The sequence below is a fragment of the Achromobacter sp. GbtcB20 genome, from assembly GCF_019091095.1.
Classification (GTDB): Bacteria; Pseudomonadota; Gammaproteobacteria; order Burkholderiales; family Burkholderiaceae_B; genus Achromobacter; species Achromobacter mucicolens.
The window spans coordinates 1-270 of the sequence record NZ_JAGXJZ010000546.1 but is presented as its reverse complement, the minus strand read 5'-3'; the positions used below and the strand labels follow the sequence as shown (position 1 = coordinate 270).

The 270-nt window shown below is 69.3% G+C and carries 1 pseudogene; it reads left to right on the top strand.

The window, feature by feature from the left end:
- Positions 1–208: pseudogene (locus KVT32_RS30155) on the top strand (DEAD/DEAH box helicase); the annotation flags it as partial.
- Between the last annotated feature and the right edge of the window lie 62 nt (positions 209–270).

Below are 270 nucleotides of genomic sequence, written 5' to 3'. Positions count from 1 at the left end.
GCAGCGCCTGCTGCAGGGCGACGTCGGCAGCGGCAAGACGGTGGTGGCCGCGCTGGCGGCGGCGCAGGCGATCGACAGCGGCTACCAGGCCGCGCTGATGGCGCCGACCGAGATTTTGGCCGAGCAGCATTTCAGGAAGATCGCCGCCTGGATGGAGCCGCTCGGCGTGAAGGTCGCCTGGCTCACCGGCAGCCTCAAGAAAAAGGAATAGACGGCCGCCAGCGAAATGGCCGAGTCGGGCGAGGCGCACCTCGTGATCGGCACCCACGC